Origin of the sequence: Gracilibacillus phocaeensis, from assembly GCF_900626275.1 — a bacterium.
Classification (GTDB): Bacteria; Bacillota; Bacilli; order Bacillales; family Amphibacillaceae; genus Gracilibacillus; species Gracilibacillus timonensis.
The window spans coordinates 803,558-819,195 of the sequence record NZ_LR131144.1; the positions used below are offsets into that span (position 1 = coordinate 803,558).

Genomic DNA, 15,638 nt, shown 5'->3' on the forward strand with positions numbered 1-15,638 from the left:
AATATATTATAATAATACTTTGGGCAAATGTTTATATCTAGCTAAAAAGGTGTAGTATATATGGCAAATAAACATTTTTTTGGCTTGTTTTTATAAAAAAGAAGGATTTTGCGGATTTATGTAGAATATTTTTTACAACGAGGAAGAAGGTTCGCGGTTCATTTGCGCACATCGTGTTTATATCACTGATAATCGAGGTATTATGTAAGCAAGGACTGTTGAAGAGGACAGAGTTGCTTTTCCTATTTTGAATAACGAGAAAATTGTCGAATCAAGGTTGTAAAAGCTATGTAGAAATGGTGATAAGCAATGGCCAATCAAGTGTCAGATCAAGTAATTGAATCACTGCGCCAAGCTAATGATGTCGTGGATATTGTTGGAGAATATGTCCAATTGAAAAAACAAGGACGAAATTATTTTGGCTTATGCCCTTTCCATTCTGAGAACACACCATCTTTTTCCGTTAATCAGGAGAAGCAGATCTATCATTGTTTTGGTTGTGGCAAAGGTGGAAATGTGATTAGCTTCATCATGGAGATGGAAGGTTACAACTTTCAGCAGGCCATACGTTATTTAGCGGATAAATCTGGTCAAACGATTCCAGAATTCCAACAACCAGAACAAGGGGAAAGTCGGTCAGAGGAGCAGAAGGTGTTAGAAGCCCATGAGTGGTTAGTTAAACTATATCACCATTTGCTGCGACATACGAAAGAAGGAAAAGAGGCGTTAAGCTATTTATATGAAAGAGGCTTTTCCGATGAAACAATCGATACTTTTCAAATCGGATTTTCTCCTCCATCACGAGATTTTGTCGTGTCTTTCCTTGAAAAAAAGGGATTTCATAAACAGGTGATGGCAAACGGGGGAGTACTCGCTATGACGGAGGATGGTCATTATTATGATCGTTTCCAGAATAGAATCATCTTTCCCATTCGTAATCACTTAGGGAAAACCATTGCTTTTAATGGCAGATCGCTGCGAGACCAAGGTCCTAAGTACCTAAATAGTCCTGAAACTACCCTCTATACCAAAAGCAGGCTACTGTACAACTTCGATCTTGCCCGCGGTGAGATTAGGAGAAAAGGAGAGGCCGTGTTGTTTGAAGGGGCGGCAGATGTTATTTCTGCTTATCAAGCCGGAGTCAAAAATGGTGTTGCTTCCTTGGGAACCTCTTTGACAGAAACACATGTCAACATGCTGAGGCGCTACGTGGAAACGATTGTTATCTGTTATGATGGTGATGGTGCAGGACAAGAGGCCACGTATAAGGCCATACAGTTATTGAAACAGGCTGGATGTGTGATTAAAGTGGGAATAATGCCCACTGGTTATGATCCTGATCAATATATTCAAGAGTATGGAGCAGAGCAATTCAGAACCCAAATCATCGAAACAGCTGATACAGAAATGGTTTTCCTGTTAAAGTATTTACGAAAGAACTTTAATTTAAAGCTTGAAGGCGACCGTTTGAAATATGTAGAAGCAGCTGTTGCAGAAATAGCAAGCTTAACAAGTTCTATTGAACAAGATCATTATCTTCGTGAGTTAGCGGCAGAATTTCATTTATCCGAGGAAACGCTAAGGCAGGAATTATCGGCAAGATCACAACAAGTACAAAAAAAGGTTGATAACAAGCGCATCTTTGGTAATACTAATGTTGGAAAACAACAACAAACAGTTTCTAAACCCTTGCATGCACTGCAACCAGCTTATCATAATGCGGAACGACGCCTGCTTGCTGCTATGCTTCAGAACGCATTTATAGCTGATAAGATACAAGAAACCATCGGGTCCAGCTTCAACGTAGAGCAGCATCAGGTAATTGCAACCCATCTTTATGGCTTTTATGAAGAAGGGAATGAGCCAGATCCAGCCCAATTCTTAACTTATTTGGATGATCAAACATTGCAACAATTGGTCGTCGAGTTATCGATGTTGGATTTTTCATGGGAGATGTCGGATAAGGAATTAACCGACTATATTCATATCATTCAGGCAGAACAAACAGAACATGTCATGCTAAACCAGCTTCAAGACAGGATGAAACAAATAGAGAAAACAGATCCTAAGGAAGCTGCTAAGATAGCGATGGAAATGATACAAATTAAACAGCAATCAAGGAAATGGAGTAGTTTTTAAAAGGAGGGCAACTCATGGCAGAGAATAAGTCATCACATTCTAAAGAAGTAGAATTGACCGTTGATCAAGCGAAAGAACAGCTATTAGAGTTGGGGAAGAAACGTGGCGTATTGGCGTATGAGGAAGTAGCAGAAAAATTAGGTAACTTTGAATTAGAATCAGATCAAATGGATGAGTTCTATGAGTTTCTTAATGAGCAAGGTGTAGAAGTGATTGGGGAGACAGATGAAGACCCATCCATGCAGCAATTATCGAAAGAAGAAGAATTCGATCTCAATGACTTGAGTGTACCTCTGGGTATTAAGATTAATGACCCAGTTCGCATGTACCTAAAGGAAATTGGTAAGGTGGATCTTTTATCAGCTACCGAAGAAATCGACCTGGCAAAACGTATTGAACAAGGTGATGAATATTCGAAGAAACGTTTAGCAGAGGCCAATTTACGCTTGGTTGTCAGTATAGCGAAGCGTTATGTAGGTAGAGGAATGCTATTCTTAGACCTTATCCAAGAAGGAAATATGGGACTGATCAAGGCAGTAGAGAAATTCGACTTCAGAAAAGGATTCAAATTTAGTACCTATGCTACTTGGTGGATTCGCCAAGCTATTACAAGAGCCATTGCTGATCAGGCAAGAACCATCCGTATTCCCGTTCATATGGTAGAAACCATTAATAAGCTGATTCGAGTTCAACGTCAATTATTGCAAGACTTAGGACGTGAGCCAACTCCAGAAGAAATTGCGAAAGATATGGAACTTACCCCAGATAAAGTAAGAGAAATCTTGAAAATTGCTCAAGAACCTGTATCTTTGGAAACACCTATCGGGGAGGAAGATGATTCACACTTAGGTGATTTCATCGAAGATCAAGAGGCGACTTCTCCTTCCGATCATGCAGCCTATGAGTTATTAAAAGAGCAATTAGAAGATGTCTTAGATACACTTACCGACAGAGAAGAAAACGTGCTTAGACTCCGTTTCGGTTTGGATGATGGAAGAACAAGAACATTAGAAGAAGTGGGCAAAGTATTTGGCGTTACTCGAGAACGAATTCGTCAAATCGAAGCCAAAGCCCTTCGTAAGTTGCGCCACCCAAGCCGTAGCAAACGATTGAAAGATTTTCTAGAATAAGAATGAAATAGAGAAATGTAGAGAGTTGTTTTCTTTCCATCTTTTTTCTTTTGATTAAGGTAAAAGAGGACAACTCTATCTTTATAGAAGCTGTTCAAAAAACAAAATACACGTTAAACTTTTGTATTGCCATAGCTTTTTGATTTCTTTTATCGCAGTATACCTGATGTGCGTTTCCCAGATCTGGAGTAGATTGCTCGGAAGCATGAGATCCAACAATCAGGCTGCACGATGGGTTCACTAACATTCAGAGCGGATGGAAAGCGCCTCTCTGAATGAAAGTTTACTTTATCAGACTAGGGATATATAAACTTTTAAATGAAAATCACTTGATTGTTTCCTAGCATAAACCGATATAAAGAGAAATGAAGGAATCTTGGAGTGGTGGTATGAAAGCAGAGAGAAAACAAGTTATCATTAGTGAGATTCATTACTGGAAATCTCATCAAATCCTCCCAGCGCATTATTGTGATTTTTTGTTAGCGCTGTACTCAGAAGGAGAGGGAGCAGACGAACAAATGCCGCGCCCGAGTCCTTATTATTTATTTTTTTATGTATTGCACACGTTATTATTGTTAGTCCCCATCCTTTTGTTTACACTTAGTGAGCATATGATGTTACAAATAGCTGGTAACTGTGTGGTATTAATCATAGCGTTGTTAGCGATCAAACTTTTTCACCGACATCCCTACCTGCGCGAATCTTATGCGGTTATGATTTTCTTTGTGTATTTTTTGCTTTTTACGGCTTTGGTATTGTTTCAATACTTGCCAAACTGGATGATCTTGTATAGTTGGATCTTTTTAAATAGTGCTTCATGGGTCGTATGTGGTTGGTGGAGAAAGCAGTTCTTTTTACAGGTTGCTGGTGTTTTTGTTTTTATCGTCCTGCTTATTAGGCTGGGGTTCCATTATTTTTAATGTCTTCTAAAGAGGATTGCTTCGGATGCAACTAAATGTTGCGAACGAAGGGACGCAATATGGCCGCTCTATTTATCAGCATATTTTAAACAGTTTATGAATTTTAATAGATAACACTTCCCAATCTTCACATTTTAAAGTAAAATAAAAGTGGCTTTCTTTGTACATAAAAAAACGTAGGCGTTTAGTGTTATTGAAGGAGGAAAATCAAATGAAAAAAAATCCTATTATACCATTCGCACTTATTGCCGTGCTTGGCATCTTAGCTATGATTATCATTTCTGCAGTAGGATTAGATCAACAAGATAAGATTGCTAATGGTGGTGAAGAGGGCGGCGAAACAGAAGAAGCCCAAGATCCTGAAGCATTAATCCAAAGCTGTGTAGGTTGTCATGGTGGTGATTTGGAAGGCGGTACAGGACCAGCCTTGCAGGATGTAAGTAGCAGACTAGATCAAGATCAAATCAGAGAAACCATCATTAATGGTACAGACGGCGGTATGCCGGGCGGATTGGTGTCGGATGAAGAAGCGGAAGTATTAGCCGAATGGCTGACTGAAGAACATTAAAGCATGCAAAAAGCCTTCTGTTTTAAACAGAAGGCTTTTTCTTATAACGCTAGCATGGCATAATAAGATGTAACGATTCTGATCTAAACGATTAGAAATACCGATAAGACGAATTATGTAAAGTAGCGGTCCATGTCTTCCATGTAGTAAAGTTGATTGTTTGTCAGTGCTAAATAGCGCTCTGGAAATAGATTACGCTTTTACCCGCGAAGCATAAGTCAACAAGCGATTCGAGCAAAGAACACTCTCATTGTGTTACCTATACCGCGAGACAAGGCTTTAGCCTCCTCGTCAGCCAAAACCGCTTCCTGCGGGGGCTTCACACTATGAAGTGCAGGCGTGGTGATTCTTAGCTTGTGAACACTTTATAGAGTCTCCACCTATTTCCTTCCTGGGTAGTAGCACTACAATCGAATGACTGCTAGGATGTGGGATTCTAGGCACCATTATCATGCTAGATAAACTTGTTCAGAGAATGATTCGATCATACATTATGGTTTTTATAAATGAAAGAACCATTTTGTAGCATGATCCATGACATATCCGAAAAATCAGTTGACGATTTTCTCCTTTTGCTACAATACTGTCTAGGTACCTAGAACTCCTCATTCTTGCAGTAACAACCATTGTTGTACTCCAATCTAGCGGAACCTATTCCCGGAGCGCTCGTCTAGCACAATTAAACAATCAAAATCACCACCCAGAAAAGTGGTTTACTTTACATAATTCGTCTTATCGGCAGTTATATAAGTTAATAATAAAGGTATTCAAAGCAACAAAATCCACTAAGATTAAATGGGAAAGGAACACAAGGAATGATTTCAAAACGTTTAAGCCGTGTTGGCGAATTTCTAAACAAACCGATCCACTTTGCAGATATTGGTTCCGATCATGCCTATCTGCCATGCGTGATTTGTTCTGCAGATCCAGATGCTACAGCTATCGCCGGAGAAGTGAATGAGGGTCCTTTTCTGCGTGCCAAACAAACAGTAGTCGAACAGCAACTAACAGATCAAATAGAGGTACGTAAAGGCAATGGCTTAGAGGTAATTAATCCAGGAGAAGTCAATCAGATGACGATTGCAGGAATGGGCGGGAAACTGATTGCTTCTATTCTGGAAGAAGGAAAAGAAAAATTAATAGGGGTCAATCGTTTCATTCTACAACCTAATTTAGATGCTAACATGGTTCGATCATGGCTGCAGCGTCATCAAATTGCGTTAGTAAATGAGGCCATCCTAGAAGAAGAAGGGTATATATATGAAATCCTTGTAGGCGATCAGACCAAATCGTTCGCTACATTGACAGAAAAGGAATTATTATTTGGCCCTTACTTGTTAAAAGATCGACATCCGGCTTTTATTAAGAAATGGAATCGGGAATATGAAAAAAGAAAGAGGCTGTTGCAGCAAATGAAACAAGCTGCTCAATTGCCCTGGGAAAAAATCCAGCAATTAGAACACGAGAATGCCATGATAGAGGAGGTAATATTCGAATGACAAAGGTAAAAGATATTGTGCAATTATTTGAGGAATGGGTTCCTGTTGATTATGCAGAGCACTGGGATAATGTTGGTTTACAACTGGGGCATACAGAACAACCAGTTACAAAAGTGATGATTACGTTAGATGTCGTAGACCGGGTAGTGAAAGAAGCCATCGAGCAAGACGTGGACATGATTATTGCCCATCATCCCTTGTTTTTTCAAGAACTCAAATCGCTCGACCTTGCTACTCCCAAAGGCAAGGTCGTGCAGCATTTGATCAAGCACGATATTGCTGTGTATGCCGCACATACTAATTTAGATGTCGTCGACGGTGGAGTGAACGATTTGCTGGCAGACCAATTGCAAATCATCGATACCAAACCATTAGTAACCACCAATATTGAAAAAATTTACAAATTGGTGATCTATACACCGGCAACACATATAGAACAATTAAAACACGCCTTGGGTGATGCTGGGGCAGGTCATATTGGAAACTACAGCCATTGCAGTTTTCGCTCCAGAGGGACAGGGGCGTTTAAACCACTAGCAGGAACTAATCCGTATTTAGGTAAACAAGATGAAATGGAGGAAGTGGACGAATACAAACTGGAGACGATTATTACTGAGTCCCAGTTTACCTCTGTCTTAGAAGCAGCGGAGCATGCTCATCCTTATGAAGAAATGGCCTACGATGTGATCCCATTGGCTAATCAAGGAAAAGTACGGGGATTAGGCAGGATAGGTTTCCTAGCACACCCGATGCCGCTAAAAGAATATATCGAGATCGTGAAGCAACGTTTTTCCCTGCCAGCACTACGTTATGTCGGTTCTGCTGATCAGCAGATTAAACGAATAGCCGTATTAGGTGGAAGTGGTAAGGGATATATTGAGGCAGCTCGGAAAGCTGGAGCAGATTTGTATGTAACAGGTGATCTCACCTTTCACGACGCTCAAGACGCAGAGGAAGCGGGGATATGCTTGTTGGACCCAGGGCACCATGTCGAAGCAGTAATGAAACAAGGTGTGAAAGACTACTTTGACCGCAATAAAGAGCAGCTGTCGAGTGACGTCGAGGTTATTACATCGAAACAATCTACAGAGCCATTTCATTTTGCATAAATGTTATTGTGATTGTTGTTCTGATGACGACCAAAAAAAGTGTCCATCATGGAAAATGGTGGTCATCTCTATGGAGGTTTGGAGTGCATTTTTAATGCTTCATTTAGATTCATTGAGCAGGCAGAGGAAGTGTGAAGATCCCACAGAAAATGCTCTTTACTGACGAGCAGGTTGAGCCAAATGCCTCGCGGTATAGGAAGTATGATAAGAGCGTTTTTGCTCAAATCGCTTATTGACTTATGCCAAGTGGGTAAAAGTGGAACCTATTTTCGGAACGTTTCCCGAGCGCTAACAAATCATCAACTTTCTTACATGGAATAAGTTGGACTGGTGACTTTACATCATTCGTCTTATCGGCAGTTAGTGTCTAGTTCGGGTAGTAATAAAAAACCGGGCAGAATTTGCCCGGTTTTCTTATGCATGTTATTTTGCTTTTACCTTAGGAAGGATTTTATCTTTTTGCACTTTTGATGTGATGTCCCATGTGTTGCTGTCGTTTGGATCATATTGTTCGACAAACTTAATCACTTCTTTGGCTATGGGGGTGGGTGTAGAAGCGCCAGCAGTTACGGCTACTTTCTGAACGCCATCGAGCCAGTCTAATTGAATCTCAGAGACATCAGCAATACGATAGGCTTGCGTATTCGCTTTTTCAATGGATACTTGCGCCAGGCGGTTCGAGTTATTACTACGAGGATCACCGACTACTAATGTGAGATCGGCTTCTCCTGCCTGTTCAGCAACGGCTTCCTGACGTACTTGTGTTGCCATACAGATTTCTTGTTCCATTTCTGTCTGTGGGTATTTCTCTTGCACCTTGAGCATGACATCATAGACGTCCCATTGGCTCATTGTTGTTTGATTTGTTACCAATATTTTTTTATCAGAGGCAATTATCAGTTGCTCTACTTCTTCTTCATTTTGTATCAAGTGGACATGATCGGGCGCAACGCCCACTGCCCCTTCAGGTTCCGGATGACCTTTCTTACCAATATACACAATTTCGTAATCTTCTTTCACTTTTTCCCGGATGAGATCATGTGTCCGTGTGACGTCTGGACAGGTGGCGTCCAGCACGGTTAAGTTTTTCTCCTCGGCCCTATTTTTCACTTCAGGTGATACACCATGGGCGGTAAAAATCACCGTCCCACTCTCAATATCCTCTAATAAATCGGCTCTATTCCTGCCATCTAATGTATAAACACCCTGCTCTTCAAAGGCGTTGGTAACATGTGAATTGTGGACAATCATACCCAGTATATAAATAGGTCGAGGTAGATTGGGATCTTTTACGGCATTTTGCGCAATAACCATTGCATCGACAACTCCATAGCAATATCCCCTTGGAGCAATCTTAATTACTTCCATTGTCGTTCCCCCTCTGTACTTTCTGCTTAAGATAAAGTAAAATGTCTAATAGTGGACTTTACGTCCAATACTTTCATTATAAAGGTATTTAGCATAATTGACAAAGATAATCAGTCAAAAGGAGACAGATATGAAAAAACACCAATTTAGACAATATGCATTAGAAGACTGGATGAATGATGTGATAGATGGTCTCGGGTTTTATGAGCCGACTCCGATTCAGACAAAGGTTATTCCTGAGGCGTTAAAGGGAAAAGATATTATCGGGCAGTCAGAGACTGGTTCAGGAAAGACACATGCTTTCTTAATCCCTTTATTGCAACAAATAAATAGTACCGATGATGCAACACAAGTCGTGTTAACTGCACCCACAAGAGAATTAGCGACACAAATTTATGAAGAAGTAAAAAAGATCAGTGAGTTATCAGCTAATCAAGACGCGTGGCGAACCAAGCTGATTATTGGTGGGACCGATAAAAAAAGAATGATTGATAAGATGAAACAGCCTCCACATATTGTAGTAGGTACACCAGGACGGATCTTAGATTTAGTGGAACAAGGTGTGTTATCGATTTATTCGGCGAAATCTTTTGTTATCGACGAAACAGATTTGATGCTGGAACTAGGTTTGATTCAAGAAATCGATAAAATCTTAACCAACGCCCATCCATCGATTCAGCTAATGGTGTTTTCTGCTACGATACCTGAGAAACTTCAACCATTTTTAAAGAAATATTTACAGTCTCCACTGTATATTAAAATAGATGATCGATTGGCACCGGAAAACCTGGAACATCGTTTGATTGACTTAAGACATAGACAAGCTGCCGATCTTATTACACAACTGTCTTCACTGATTCAGCCTTATTTGGCGATTATATTTACAAATGGGAAAGAGCAAGCCGATCAGCTAGCTCAGCAATTACATGAAAGAGGTCTGGGAGTTGGTTTAATTCATGGCGGTTTAAGTCAACGGGAACGAAAAAGGGTGCTGAAGGAGATTCAACAACTGAAGTATCAATATATCGTTGCTACAGATCTCGCAGCACGGGGGATTGATATCAAAGGCGTCAGCCACGTGATTAATGCCGAATTGCCAAAAGAAGAGGGATTTTATTTACATCGGGTAGGCCGAACTGCACGAGCTGGTATGGAAGGAACTGCTATTAGTCTTTACCAGGAACAAGACCTCCCGTTAGTTCAGACATTAGAGAAAAAAGGATTAACCTTTACCTTTTACGATATTGTGCAAGGGGAGTGGCGTGAAGCCAAGCCTTGGAATGTACGTCAAAAACGAGTGAGAATGGAAAATGAAACAGAAAAACAGGCCTGGCAGCAGGTAAGAAAACCGAAAAAGGTGAAGCCAGGTTACAAAAAGAAAATGAAAAAGCAGCAGCAAAAAGTAAAAAAGAAAATACAACGCAATACATTTAACAAAAAGAAATGAGGGAGCAAACCATGTTGAAAATTGGTTCACATGTATCTATGAGTGGAAAGAAAATGTTATTAGGATCGAGTGAAGAGGCGGCTTCCTATGGGGCAAATGCTATGATGATCTATACCGGCGCTCCACAAAATACGAGAAGAAAAGCGATTGAAGAATTAAATATTGACACAGCACAGACTCACATGCAAGAACATGGGATTGCTGATGTTGTCGTTCACGCTCCTTATATTATTAATATTGGCAATACCGTCAAAGAAGAGACGTTTGATTTAGGCGTTCGTTTCTTAAAAAGCGAAATTGACCGAACGGAAGCGATCGGAGCCAAGCAAATCGTGTTACACCCAGGCGCCCACGTTGGCCAAGGGGCGGATGCAGGGATTGTTAAAATCATTGAAGGTTTGAATCAAGTGCTTGATCCCGAGCAAGATGTACAAATTGCGCTGGAAACGATGGCGGGAAAAGGTTCGGAAGTAGGTAGAAGCTTTGACGAGTTAGCCAAGATTATCGATGGTGTAACGCATAATGAGAAATTATCGATTTGTTTAGACACCTGTCACATTCATGACGCTGGTTATGACGTTGTGAACGATTTTGATGGGGTATTGGATGCATTTGATAAGATCATTGGGTTAGACCGCCTGAAAGTAGTGCATGTGAATGACAGTAAAAATATCCAAGGGGCGGGAAAGGATCGTCATGAGAACATTGGTTTTGGTCATATTGGCTTCGACGCATTGAACTACGTAGTTCATCATGAGCAGTTGAAGGACTTGCCAAAGATTCTTGAAACGCCTTATGTAGGAGAAGATAAAAAGAATAAAAAGCCACCTTATAAGTTTGAAATCGATATGTTAAGAAAAGAAGCTTTTGTTCCAGATTTAAAAGAACAAATTGTTCAACAAGGCTAAAATAAGCAAATCACCAAAGGATATATATCGTCTTTGGTGATTTTTTTATGATAAGTAGGTGCTCTTGATCCATTTACACGAATGGATCAAATAAAGTATTAACAGGAAATCATGTGAGCAAAGACTTGTTTGATAATGTAACGGGCGGGGATTCCTAGTTTTTCTTATCTAAGAAAAATTATAGGACGTAGAACGATTTTGGCCTTGAACGAACTGGCAAGTAGTCTCTATTTTTTGCTGCCGAGGGTTGATTGTGAGAAAATGAAGTCGTGAACTATATTGGCTTTAATAAAACAAGTGCTCTACGTTATACTCCTTGATCAATTGTTTGAACAAGCTTTGACATGCTTGAGCGGTTTTACTATCCGTCAATTCCGCTAATTTTTTTAACATCTTGGTACGATCAGCAGGCTTGGTTGGATCGTAGTTGCTTTGCTTGAGGTGTGAAGCAATCGCATTTGCTTGCTGATGACTTAATGCAATCTGGTATTCATCGGCCTTCTGTTTAATTTCTTCTGCCGATAAATGCTTTAGCTTATAGGCAATCATTTTTTTCGTTAACATGTTCATGATATGAGCTCCTTTTTTTCATTATAGCCTATTCTATGCAAGGATGTTTAGCAATTATGCAAAAAGGTTATATGAAGTAAGTAGGTCTGCTATTGGCTAATCCGCTAAGAATGAGGAGGTGTAGCCTGAATGAGCAGAAGACAAATCCTTTTTTTAACTGGGTGTGCCCTGATTTTATTATGTTCTGGTGGGTGGAATTATTATCAAATACAAGGGTATCATCAAGAAATCGAAACACTACAAATGGAGAAGCAAATACTCCAGCAACAATCAAATGCAAGAGAGCATATCTATAATCAGTCTCTCGATAAAGCGGAATTGCATCTGGATTACGAAACGTGGCCACATTACTTCGATGCAGCAGAGGCGATGGTAAAAGATAGCGAAGGTAATTTTGAACGTCCATGGGCAATTTTTTTAGTGAAAGAAGCGGAGTCTTATGATATTGATCCATTTCTGGTTTATGAACTGTTAAAAGTGGAGACAGGTAATACATTTAAGCAAGACTTAGTTGGACCAGAAACAGAATATGGGCACGCTTATGGTATGGCACAATTTATGAAAAATACGGCACCTTGGCTTGCCGAAAAAGCCAATATACCCTACGAACAGGACTTATTATTCAATCCTTATTATTCCATGAAGTTGTCGCTGGTTTATCTTGATTTTCTGTATAATCAATACGGAAACTGGAATGAGGCATTAACGGCTTATCATCGGGGAATGACTGGCCTACAGGAATATAAAGAAGAGAATGGAAATGCCAAAAGTGAGTATGCCGTTAAGATTCAGCGACAAGCAGAAAAATATCAAGATTTTGTTGCATACCTTCCATAACCGTGCAGTATAATTTTCCACGAAAGAAACAGCTAAATCATGGCATACTACAAATGTACCTTAAATATGGAGGAGGTGTAGTATGTCAGAATATAAAAATGACGATCGTGTAGAAGATGCACCAAGGGTTAATAATGGTCAGCAATCAGAGGACCTCACCACACAACAATTTACAGAAACAAATGAATTATATGCACAAAACGAACTCAATCGACGAGATGAAGAAACAGCGGCTGAATTAAGTGCTGACACGGATTTCAATGATCAAATAGAAGAAGCAGAACAAGAGACGCAGATGCAGGCGGAAGTGAATATGACTTATGGATGGATCGGCCTTGTTTTGGCAGTTGTTTCTTTTTTTGTATGGCCACTAGTCATGGGCGTTGCAGGTATAGTATTTGGGATTATTTCGAAGACAAAAGGCGCAGATACGTTAGGGAATGCTGCTATCACCGTATCGGTAATTTCCTTACTTGTATCCCTCTTTTTTGTTCCTTTTTAGACATTAAAAAACCGGGCAGCTGCCCGGTTTATACTTCTTGGGTTTCTTCCTCTTCTTTTTGTTTTTGATAAAATTCTTCTGCAATTTTATCTACTTCAACCTTCAATTCTTCTACCATCGTTTCTTCAGGAACCTTGCGGATGATTTCTCCGTGACGGAATAATAATCCCTCACCACGTGCCCCGGCAATACCAATATCTGCCTCACGTGCTTCACCAGGTCCGTTGACGGCGCAACCTAACACAGCAACTTTTATCGGTGCCTTGATCGTCGATATATATTCTTCTACTTCATTAGCGATCTTGATTAAATCGATCTCAATTCTGCCACAGGTTGGACAGGAGATTAAAGTAGCAGCATTGGAAGCTAAGCCAAATGTTTTCAATAATTCTTTGGCTACTTTCACCTCTTCCACTGGATCTGCACTTAACGATATCCGCATCGTACTGCCGATACCTTTACTTAGGATAGCACCCATACCGGCTGCACTTTTGATACTTCCAGCAAACTGGGTTCCTGATTCAGTAATACCTAAATGCAGTGGGTAAGGAATGACTTCGGCTGCTTTTTCGTAAGCCTCAATCGCCAATGTAACATCGGAGGCCTTTAAGGAAACTACCATATCATGAAAATCGAGATCTTCCAAGATCTTAATGTGATGAAGTGCACTTTCAACCATTCCGTCTGCCGTTGGATAGCCATATTTTTCTAAAATATGACGTTCCAGAGAACCAGCGTTTACACCAATTCGTATCGGAATTCCCTTTTCTTTCGCTGCATTGACAACAGCTTCTACTTTATCACGCTTACCAATATTACCAGGATTGATTCGAATCTTATCGGCGCCGCCTTCAATCGCTTTTAGGGCAAGCTTATAGTTAAAATGTATATCTACGACTAACGGAATATTAATGCGTTTTTTGATCTCTGGAATGGCTGCGGCTGCTTTTTCATTCGGGCAAGCCACGCGGACAATTTGACAGCCCGCCTCTTCCAAGCGACCGATTTCTTTAACGGTAGCCTCGACATCTTCTGTCTTTGTCGTTGTCATCGATTGGATAACAACTTGATCTTTTCCCCCAATCATAACATTGCCAACCTTGACTGGTCGCGTATCTTTACGGTGTATTATCGTCATATCAATCATCGCTCCTTTTATTCAAATGACCTCTATCATGAAAATAAGTACTATTCATCTACTTAATTACCATCCTTCATTATAAAGGTTATCAGTACAAATGAGAAGTAACAAACCTTCATAATTAAAAAAATTAACATAAAAACCGAGTAAACATCGCTTGTAGGTGGTGAAGTTTTTTATGATTGGTTAGTAAAGCATACTTTCGGAAGTATGCTACAGCAAAATTTGATTCTTCACCTAATTGTCATAAAAGAAAATAATGAAGATTAATAAGAGGTGGTTCACGTTTAAAAATAAAATGAAACAAAACACAACCTTTATTCGTATGTTATGATAAGAATAAATGTCAGTAGGGGTGGTGCATATGTTTGCGATTACGGCTGATTGGATGAGCCTTGTCGTAGTTGGGTTTGCGACGTTGTTTTTAATTGGAGAGTTACTTGTTAATGCAAAAGGAATATTTGCTGTTTTGGGATTTGGCTTTATTACGGTTTATTTTTCCTCTTTTTTGGATATCAGTATGTTTTTTATGATGATTGTCATTTATTTGTTTGGTTTAATGTTGATCATTATTGATGGAAAAGTGCTAAATGATGGAACCTTAGCAGTGATAGGTCTTGTCTGTATGATGGTGTCCGTTGGTTTTGCTGCGCCGAATTGGACGGCAGGGCTTTATGCGATCATCGGGATATTTGTTGGAGTTCCTGCTTCTTTTGGGTTCTTAAAGGTATTTAAGAAACGTCAGATGTGGACGAAGATCACATTATTTGATCAGCTGAGTGATGACGCTGGGTACTCCAGTATCAATCAATCTTATAAAGAATTGGTTGGGAAAACAGGAGAAACCCTGACAGATATGCGTCCAAGCGGTACGGTGAGAATTGATGATAAGGAGTACAGTGCCGTTACACAAGGAAAATGGCTCACCAAAGAAACAGAAGTTAAAGTAGTGCAAGTCGATGGAACGAGAATATTGGTCAAAGAAACAAAGTAAATTTTTTTGACTATATAAGTTGAATTAAATAATTTCTCATTAATGTATGATCAGAAAATCATATGAGCAAAGACTTGCTTGTCAACGGTTTTTTTACATTTATAAGTTCAACTTATATAGCGAGAAATAGAAAGGACGGTATGAACCCGTAATCTGGGTGCGTATCGTCCTTTAATCGTTAATGGCGATATCTACACTTTTTTATCACTTTTTGAAGAAAATCAAAAAAAAGATTACCTTTATAGCATATTGTTGATATAATAGGGTTGTTTGTTAAGGTTTTGTAAATTTTCAATAAAAGTCTTTACAAATACTCAACAAATCATTAATAATGAGGTGGTGTGCAAGTTTTATTTGGAGGATGGAAACAGGATAACTTTTATCAGATACCGTGGAGGATGTCTAAATTTGTTGAATACATAAAAATGTGCTTTAGTTAAAGTTGGATGATAAAAGTATGCCATAATATTTGCATAGCCGGAAAACCTAATCTGAGAATGCTTTGC

General features: G+C 39.6%; 14 protein-coding genes. 11 read left to right on the top strand and 3 right to left on the bottom strand.

Annotated features, from left to right (window positions below; translation table 11 throughout):
* Positions 1-309: 309 nt before the first annotated feature.
* The 6 genes from dnaG (at position 310) to E0E32_RS11640 (ending at position 7,365) form a co-directional block, all read left to right on the top strand.
* On the top strand, positions 310-2,139 hold the full coding sequence (gene dnaG, locus E0E32_RS11615; RefSeq protein ID WP_066192925.1) for a DNA primase: 1,830 nt from the start codon (positions 310-312) through the stop codon (positions 2,137-2,139).
* Positions 2,140-2,153: 14 nt separating this feature from the next.
* Entirely contained in the window at positions 2,154-3,269 is a 1,116-nt protein-coding gene (rpoD, locus tag E0E32_RS11620; RefSeq protein WP_066192927.1) for an RNA polymerase sigma factor RpoD, read from the top strand.
* A 365-nt stretch (positions 3,270-3,634) separates the two neighbouring features.
* On the top strand, positions 3,635-4,189 hold the full coding sequence (locus E0E32_RS11625; protein ID WP_165445020.1) for a hypothetical protein: 555 nt from the start codon (positions 3,635-3,637) through the stop codon (positions 4,187-4,189).
* Between the two features lie 211 nt (positions 4,190-4,400).
* Positions 4,401-4,757: a cytochrome c550 gene (gene cccA, locus E0E32_RS11630; protein WP_066192931.1), complete on the top strand. Its 357-nt coding sequence runs from the start codon at positions 4,401-4,403 to the stop codon at positions 4,755-4,757.
* A gap of 815 nt (positions 4,758-5,572) precedes the next feature.
* Complete coding sequence (locus E0E32_RS11635; RefSeq protein WP_066192933.1) at positions 5,573-6,256, top strand: tRNA (adenine(22)-N(1))-methyltransferase; 684 nt, start codon at positions 5,573-5,575, stop codon at positions 6,254-6,256.
* Positions 6,253-7,365, top strand: coding sequence for a Nif3-like dinuclear metal center hexameric protein (locus E0E32_RS11640; RefSeq protein ID WP_130859820.1), 1,113 nt, complete (start codon positions 6,253-6,255; stop codon positions 7,363-7,365). The genes E0E32_RS11635 and E0E32_RS11640 overlap by 4 nt, the downstream gene beginning before the upstream one ends.
* Before the next feature lie 423 nt (positions 7,366-7,788).
* Here the strand turns inward: E0E32_RS11640 and E0E32_RS11645 are convergent, their stop codons facing one another.
* Positions 7,789-8,733 (bottom strand): 4-hydroxy-3-methylbut-2-enyl diphosphate reductase, encoded by a 945-nt coding sequence (locus tag E0E32_RS11645; protein ID WP_066192937.1) that lies wholly within the window; start codon positions 8,731-8,733, stop codon positions 7,789-7,791.
* Between the two features lie 130 nt (positions 8,734-8,863).
* On the opposite strand from E0E32_RS11645, the gene E0E32_RS11650 reads away from it, so the two are divergent.
* Positions 8,864-10,180 (top strand): DEAD/DEAH box helicase, encoded by a 1,317-nt coding sequence (locus E0E32_RS11650; RefSeq protein ID WP_066192938.1) that lies wholly within the window; start codon positions 8,864-8,866, stop codon positions 10,178-10,180.
* Between the two features lie 11 nt (positions 10,181-10,191).
* A complete protein-coding gene (locus E0E32_RS11655; RefSeq protein ID WP_066192940.1) occupies positions 10,192-11,088 on the top strand; it encodes a deoxyribonuclease IV in 897 nt (298 codons plus the stop codon).
* A gap of 285 nt (positions 11,089-11,373) precedes the next feature.
* On the opposite strand, the gene E0E32_RS11660 is transcribed toward E0E32_RS11655, so the two are convergent.
* Positions 11,374-11,658, bottom strand: coding sequence for a DUF2624 family protein (locus E0E32_RS11660; protein WP_066192942.1), 285 nt, complete (start codon positions 11,656-11,658; stop codon positions 11,374-11,376).
* 129 nt (positions 11,659-11,787) lie between these two features.
* Between E0E32_RS11660 and E0E32_RS11665 the strand changes: the two genes are divergently transcribed.
* Positions 11,788-12,495, top strand: a complete 708-nt coding sequence (locus E0E32_RS11665) for a lytic transglycosylase domain-containing protein (protein WP_130859821.1) — start codon at positions 11,788-11,790, stop codon at positions 12,493-12,495.
* Positions 12,496-12,577: 82 nt separating this feature from the next.
* Entirely contained in the window at positions 12,578-12,997 is a 420-nt protein-coding gene (locus tag E0E32_RS11670) for a hypothetical protein (RefSeq protein ID WP_066192946.1), read from the top strand.
* Between the two features lie 28 nt (positions 12,998-13,025).
* Here E0E32_RS11670 and ispG read toward each other — a convergent pair whose 3' ends face one another.
* Positions 13,026-14,135 (bottom strand): flavodoxin-dependent (E)-4-hydroxy-3-methylbut-2-enyl-diphosphate synthase, encoded by a 1,110-nt coding sequence (gene ispG / locus E0E32_RS11675; RefSeq protein ID WP_392388597.1) that lies wholly within the window; start codon positions 14,133-14,135, stop codon positions 13,026-13,028.
* Between the two features lie 367 nt (positions 14,136-14,502).
* Between ispG and E0E32_RS11680 the strand changes: the two genes are divergently transcribed.
* Positions 14,503-15,132, top strand: coding sequence for an NfeD family protein (locus E0E32_RS11680; protein WP_066192949.1), 630 nt, complete (start codon positions 14,503-14,505; stop codon positions 15,130-15,132).
* The last annotated feature ends 506 nt before the right edge of the window (positions 15,133-15,638 follow it).

Excerpts from the sequence above, each read along its gene's own strand:
- dnaG (WP_066192925.1), top strand. The coding sequence starts at position 310 with ATGGCCAATCAAGTGTCAGATCAAGTAATTGAATCACTGCGCCAAGCT.
- rpoD (WP_066192927.1), top strand. The coding sequence starts at position 2,154 with ATGGCAGAGAATAAGTCATCACATTCTAAAGAAGTAGAATTGACCGTT.
- E0E32_RS11625 (WP_165445020.1), top strand. The coding sequence starts at position 3,635 with ATGAAGGAATCTTGGAGTGGTGGTATGAAAGCAGAGAGAAAACAAGTT.
- cccA (WP_066192931.1), top strand. The coding sequence starts at position 4,401 with ATGAAAAAAAATCCTATTATACCATTCGCACTTATTGCCGTGCTTGGC.
- E0E32_RS11635 (WP_066192933.1), top strand. The coding sequence starts at position 5,573 with ATGATTTCAAAACGTTTAAGCCGTGTTGGCGAATTTCTAAACAAACCG.
- E0E32_RS11640 (WP_130859820.1), top strand. The coding sequence starts at position 6,253 with ATGACAAAGGTAAAAGATATTGTGCAATTATTTGAGGAATGGGTTCCT.
- E0E32_RS11645 (WP_066192937.1), bottom strand. The coding sequence starts at position 8,733 with ATGGAAGTAATTAAGATTGCTCCAAGGGGATATTGCTATGGAGTTGTC.
- E0E32_RS11650 (WP_066192938.1), top strand. The coding sequence starts at position 8,864 with ATGAAAAAACACCAATTTAGACAATATGCATTAGAAGACTGGATGAAT.
- E0E32_RS11655 (WP_066192940.1), top strand. The coding sequence starts at position 10,192 with ATGTTGAAAATTGGTTCACATGTATCTATGAGTGGAAAGAAAATGTTA.
- E0E32_RS11660 (WP_066192942.1), bottom strand. The coding sequence starts at position 11,658 with ATGAACATGTTAACGAAAAAAATGATTGCCTATAAGCTAAAGCATTTA.
- E0E32_RS11665 (WP_130859821.1), top strand. The coding sequence starts at position 11,788 with ATGAGCAGAAGACAAATCCTTTTTTTAACTGGGTGTGCCCTGATTTTA.
- E0E32_RS11670 (WP_066192946.1), top strand. The coding sequence starts at position 12,578 with ATGTCAGAATATAAAAATGACGATCGTGTAGAAGATGCACCAAGGGTT.
- ispG (WP_392388597.1), bottom strand. The coding sequence starts at position 14,135 with ATGACGATAATACACCGTAAAGATACGCGACCAGTCAAGGTTGGCAAT.
- E0E32_RS11680 (WP_066192949.1), top strand. The coding sequence starts at position 14,503 with ATGTTTGCGATTACGGCTGATTGGATGAGCCTTGTCGTAGTTGGGTTT.